Origin of the sequence: Citrobacter sp. wls826 (assembly GCF_005281245.1) — a bacterium.
GTDB classification, from domain to species: Bacteria; Pseudomonadota; Gammaproteobacteria; order Enterobacterales; family Enterobacteriaceae; genus Citrobacter; species Citrobacter braakii.
Map to the genome: position 1 here is coordinate 1536 of NZ_SZWS01000048.1, position 4684 is coordinate 6219.

At 51.8% G+C, this 4684-nt stretch carries 5 protein-coding genes; 2 read left to right on the forward strand and 3 right to left on the reverse strand.

Features of this window, described 5'->3' with window-relative positions; translation table 11 throughout:
• Nucleotides 1–81: hypothetical protein (locus FDW87_RS22295; protein WP_252363126.1), on the reverse strand; the 81-nt coding region annotated here is incomplete at its 3' end.
• Between the two features lie 217 nt (nucleotides 82–298).
• On the opposite strand from FDW87_RS22295, the gene FDW87_RS10620 reads away from it, so the two are divergent.
• Entirely contained in the window at nucleotides 299–946 is a 648-nt protein-coding gene (locus FDW87_RS10620; RefSeq protein ID WP_047417658.1) for a riboflavin synthase, read from the forward strand.
• A gap of 41 nt (nucleotides 947–987) precedes the next feature.
• On the opposite strand, the gene cfa is transcribed toward FDW87_RS10620, so the two are convergent.
• Nucleotides 988–2136 (reverse strand): cyclopropane fatty acyl phospholipid synthase, encoded by a 1149-nt coding sequence (cfa, locus tag FDW87_RS10625; protein ID WP_016152983.1) that lies wholly within the window; start codon nucleotides 2134–2136, stop codon nucleotides 988–990.
• Nucleotides 2137–2426: 290 nt separating this feature from the next.
• Nucleotides 2427–3632 (reverse strand): purine nucleoside transporter PunC, encoded by a 1206-nt coding sequence (gene punC, locus FDW87_RS10630; RefSeq protein ID WP_016156423.1) that lies wholly within the window; start codon nucleotides 3630–3632, stop codon nucleotides 2427–2429.
• Between the two features lie 113 nt (nucleotides 3633–3745).
• Here punC and punR point away from each other — a divergent pair, with 113 nt between their 5' ends.
• Nucleotides 3746–4678 (forward strand): DNA-binding transcriptional activator PunR, encoded by a 933-nt coding sequence (gene punR, locus FDW87_RS10635; RefSeq protein ID WP_101700693.1) that lies wholly within the window; start codon nucleotides 3746–3748, stop codon nucleotides 4676–4678.
• Nucleotides 4679–4684 lie beyond the last annotated feature (6 nt).

Consider the following 4684-nt stretch of genomic DNA (forward strand, 5'->3'; position numbering starts at 1 on the left):
TGCGGTTTGAGCGATTTGCGCAAGAATCACCGGAATTGCCAGAGCTAATAACTGACGCGCTTCACTTACATACTTTTGCACGTGTACACCACTATATTGTTGTTATTTGAGAGACTAAAAAAGCCGCCTTATATGGCAGCAAGGAGAAAAAGCAGGGGAAATTTCAGTCTATTGTAGCGAGGAATACGTAATTCTCCAGTGAAAAAACAGGCAGTAGCGGCGCATCGCTGGCAACCTGAATTTCCACCTGCTATTGTGCTGTGCAGAGATGTCTTAATTCAGTTCAGGAGTTAGAAGTATGTTTACGGGTATTGTGCAGGGCACCGCGAAATTGGTGTCCATTGATGAAAAACCAAATTTTCGTACGCATGTTGTGGAGTTACCTGAATATATGTTGGATGCGCTGGAGACCGGCGCATCGGTTGCCCACAATGGGTGCTGCCTGACGGTAACCGAAATCAACGGTAACCAGATAAGCTTTGATCTGATGAAAGAAACGCTGCGTATCACCAATCTGGGTGACCTGAAGGTTGGGGATTTGGTCAACGTTGAGCGTGCGGCAAAATTCAGTGATGAAATTGGCGGACATTTAATGTCGGGCCATATTATGACGACCGCCGAAGTGTCGAAAATTCTGACCTCGGAGAACAACCGCCAGGTGTGGTTTAAAGTTCAGGACCCGTCGCTGATGAAATACATCTTGTACAAAGGATTTATCGGAATTGATGGCATCAGTCTGACGGTCGGCGAGGTGACACCGACGCGTTTCTGTGTGCATTTGATCCCGGAAACGCTGGAACGTACGACGCTGGGTAAGAAAAAGTTAGGCGCGCGGGTCAATATCGAAATCGATCCTCAAACCCAGGCGGTGGTTGATACCGTTGAGCGCGTACTGGCGGCGCGTGAAAACGCCATCAGTAACGTAACGGGTGAGGCGGGAGCCTAAGCCAGAGTGTAAAACCCCCGTTGGCACGGGGGTGATAACGATTAGCGGGGAACGCGCAGGCCGTGTTCAACGCCGCGGGAAAAAACCACCTGCCACAGCTGAATGTCGCGAGCACGAAACGCACCGGCGCAGGCGTTCAGGTAATAGCTGAACATCCGTTTAAAGCGTTCGGTATAGTTATCGGCGATTTCAGGCCAGGATCTCATGAAACGCTCGTGCCATGCCATCAACGTTGTATCGTAATCCGCGCCAAAATTATGCCAGTCTTCCATCACAAAATGCGGCTCGCTGGCGTTGGCAATCTGGCGAACTGACGGTAAACAGCCGTTCGGGAAGATATATTTATTGATCCACGGATCAACGTTATTGTCAGTCTTCTTGGAGCCGATGCTATGCAGCAAAAAGAGACCGTCGGGTTTTAAATTACGATCAACCACTTCAAAATAAGTCGCGTAGTTCTTCGGCCCCACATGCTCAAACATGCCGACGGAGACAATGCGATCAAATTTGTCGTTCAGGTCGCGATAATCCTGCAGCAAAATTGTGACATCCAGCCCCGCACAACGCGCCTGCGCCATTTTCTGCTGTTCTGCCGAAACGGTCACGCCCACCACGCTAACGCCATATTGTGACGCCATAAACTGGGATAAGCCGCCCCAGCCGCAGCCAATATCGAGCACCCGCATGCCTGGCTTCAACTGCAGTTTTTCGGCAATCATTTTTAGCTTCGCCTGTTGGGCAGATTCCAGGGTATCGGCATCTTTCCAGTAGGCGCAGGAATACTGCATATAAGGGTCCAGCATGCGGGTAAAGAGATCGTTGCCCAAATCGTAGTGTTCTTTGCCGACGACCCACGCACGTTTTTTGGTCTGTAAATTGAACAGGCGAGCCGTGGCGATACGTAGCGTGTCTTTAAAGTGGCGGGGGAGTTGGTTTTCAAGACCGGCGCGCAGGACTTTACAAAAAAACATGTCCAGCCGGTCGCATTCCCACCAGCCATCCATATAACTTTCGCCCAACCCTAACGATCCTTCCTGCAGTACGCGTTTGAAAAAATCGGGGTTCGTTACGCGAATATCTGCCGGTGCCGGACCATTAATGGTAATACCTGCACGGCTCAATAATTCATTGGTGATGCGGTACCAGTCATCATCCGGTACGCTGACGTCTTCTATACACGATGAACTCATAGCTTCTCCATCACTGGTCGGTGATCAGAACCTTAAAATAGCGTAGACGCTTTTTTGGGCTTTGTGAGAACTCTCACGGAATTAATCCGCGAATCTATAATCCGACGTAGAACAGAGGAAGGGAGGAACCCTTGCCGAAAAGACCATCCATGGGAAAACGGGAACGTTCTTGTCCCCGTTAACACATAACAATTATCGTTTTTTTAACAACCGGAAATCAGTATAGGCCTGAATTTTTGATGATTCAATCAATAAACATTAGCAGGCTAATTAATTATCAAAGATGATTACTAGTGAGACTCACCGTGGGCAATTTGCGCCCGATCATCTGTGTGCGGGGCGTTAGCCTTCTGCGACTGCATTTTGTAACCCGCGGCCGCCAGCAGCACCGTTGTCAGCATCACGCTGGTGGTGGTGAGCAGCGGGGTGGCGATCAACCAGGAAACCACAAGGCTTGCCAGGAAGCATAAACCCAGTTGCAGAGTGTTCTGCAATGCCGCTGCGCGTCCCGTAGCCTGTGGGAAAGGACGTAACGCCTGAGCCACAACAATTGGGTAGATTGCTCCATTGGCAATCGCCATAACGCAGAATGGGATGAGGATTTCAGCCAGCGCAACATGGTGAATAAAGCCGGTTGCCCAGGTGGCCACTACGCTAAAGGCATACAGAATGAGTAACCAGGGCAGCAACTGACGGCCCTGCCATTTTTGCAGCGCAGCGCGGCAGCCGTAACCACCAATTAAGAAAGCGATGGTTTGTGGAACATAGCTCAGGCCAATCACCGCCGGACTGTAGCCCATTTCGCTGAGGATGAACGGGGAACCCGTCAGCCACGCGAAGAAGCTCGCGGAGCAGGCGGCATAAATCAGCACGTTTCCGCGGTAAACTTTTGAGCGCAACAGGGTAGCGAAAGTCAGTTTATCCTGGCTGTCGTCGCGTGCTTTAGCTGTTGGTTTTAAGCGCAGAGCCGGAAGCATCAGGATTAGAGTAATGGCAAACAGGGTGGCGAAAATGGCCTGCCAGGAAAAATGTACCAGGATCCAACTGCCTAATAACGGCGCTAATGCCGGGGATAACCCGACCAATGGCATAATGGTGGCAAAGATGCGGTTTACTTTTTGTGAAGGATAATAATCGGTGACCAGCGCCTGCCAGATAACCGATGCCGCACAAACGCCAACGGCCTGAACAAAGCGTAGTACCAGCAGACCGGTGGCATTTTCAACCCACAGCATGCCCAAGCTGCCCAGCGCGAAGATGGATAAACCCAGCAGCAAAACAGGCTTGCGACCATAATGGTCAGAGAGCGGCCCCCACAGAAGTTGCGCGACGGCAAAACCCGCTAAGAATAAGCTAAGGCTGGCGCTGACGGCAGATGCAGGCGTCTGCAGATCGGACTGAATTGCGGCAAAGGCGGGCAGATACATATCCGTTGCCAGAAAGCCGAGTACGCTAAGACCCGCCAGCCAGACTAAAAATCCTTTCCCAGGTTGCATCATCATTTCTCTTTTTTTAGCAGTAGTACAATGTCGCTGAGTGTAGTGAGTGTAATTCTTGCTGTGAAACGCTAATATTTGCTTACTGATTTCAAATTTTTTGTAGGCAGAACATGTGGTCGGAATATTCACTTGAAGTTGTGGATGCGGTTGCGCGTAACGGTAGCTTTAGTTCGGCCGCGCAGGAGTTGCACCGCGTACCCTCGGCGGTAAGCTACACCGTGCGTCAACTGGAAGAGTGGCTGGCGGTGCCGCTTTTTGAGCGACGCCATCGGGACGTGGAATTGACGCCTGCCGGTGCATGGTTTCTCAAGGAAGGCCGCTCTGTTATCAAAAAAATGCAGATCACCCGCCAGCAATGTCAGCAAATTGCCAACGGCTGGCGCGGGCAGTTGGCGATCGCGGTAGATAACATTGTCCGCCCGGATCGTACCCGACAGATGATCGTGGATTTCTATCGTCATTTTGATGATGTGGAGCTGCTGGTTTTCCAGGAGGTGTTTAACGGTGTCTGGGATGCGCTGTCCGATGGGCGCGTTGAGTTGGCAATCGGCGCCACGCAGGCGATTCCGGTTGGGGGGCGCTATACCTTCCGCGATATGGGAATGCTGAGCTGGAGCTGCGTGGTGGCAAGCCATCATCCGTTGGCGTCAATGCCCGGACCGCTAAGCGACGACACGTTGCGCAACTGGCCGTCGCTGGTGCGTGAAGACACGTCGCGTACGCTTCCTAAGCGTATTACCTGGCTGCTGGATAACCAAAAGCGCGTCGTGGTGCCTGACTGGGAATCTTCTGCGACCTGTTTATCGGCAGGTTTGTGCGTGGGCATGGTACCGACGCATTTTGCCAAACCGTGGATTGATAGCGGCAAATGGGTCGCGCTAAAGCTGGAGAATCCATTTCCTGATGCCGCATGCTGCCTGACATGGCAACAGAACGATACGTCGCCGGCATTGAGCTGGCTGCTGGACTATTTAGGGGATAGTGAAACGCTGAATAAGGAATGGTTGCGGGAGCCCGATGAGGCTCCCGCACAACTGTCTTAACGACGG

Excerpts from the sequence above, each read along its gene's own strand:
- punC (WP_016156423.1), bottom strand. The coding sequence starts at position 3,632 with ATGCAACCTGGGAAAGGATTTTTAGTCTGGCTGGCGGGTCTTAGCGTA.
- cfa (WP_016152983.1), bottom strand. The coding sequence starts at position 2,136 with ATGAGTTCATCGTGTATAGAAGACGTCAGCGTACCGGATGATGACTGG.
- FDW87_RS10620 (WP_047417658.1), top strand. The coding sequence starts at position 299 with ATGTTTACGGGTATTGTGCAGGGCACCGCGAAATTGGTGTCCATTGAT.
- punR (WP_101700693.1), top strand. The coding sequence starts at position 3,746 with ATGTGGTCGGAATATTCACTTGAAGTTGTGGATGCGGTTGCGCGTAAC.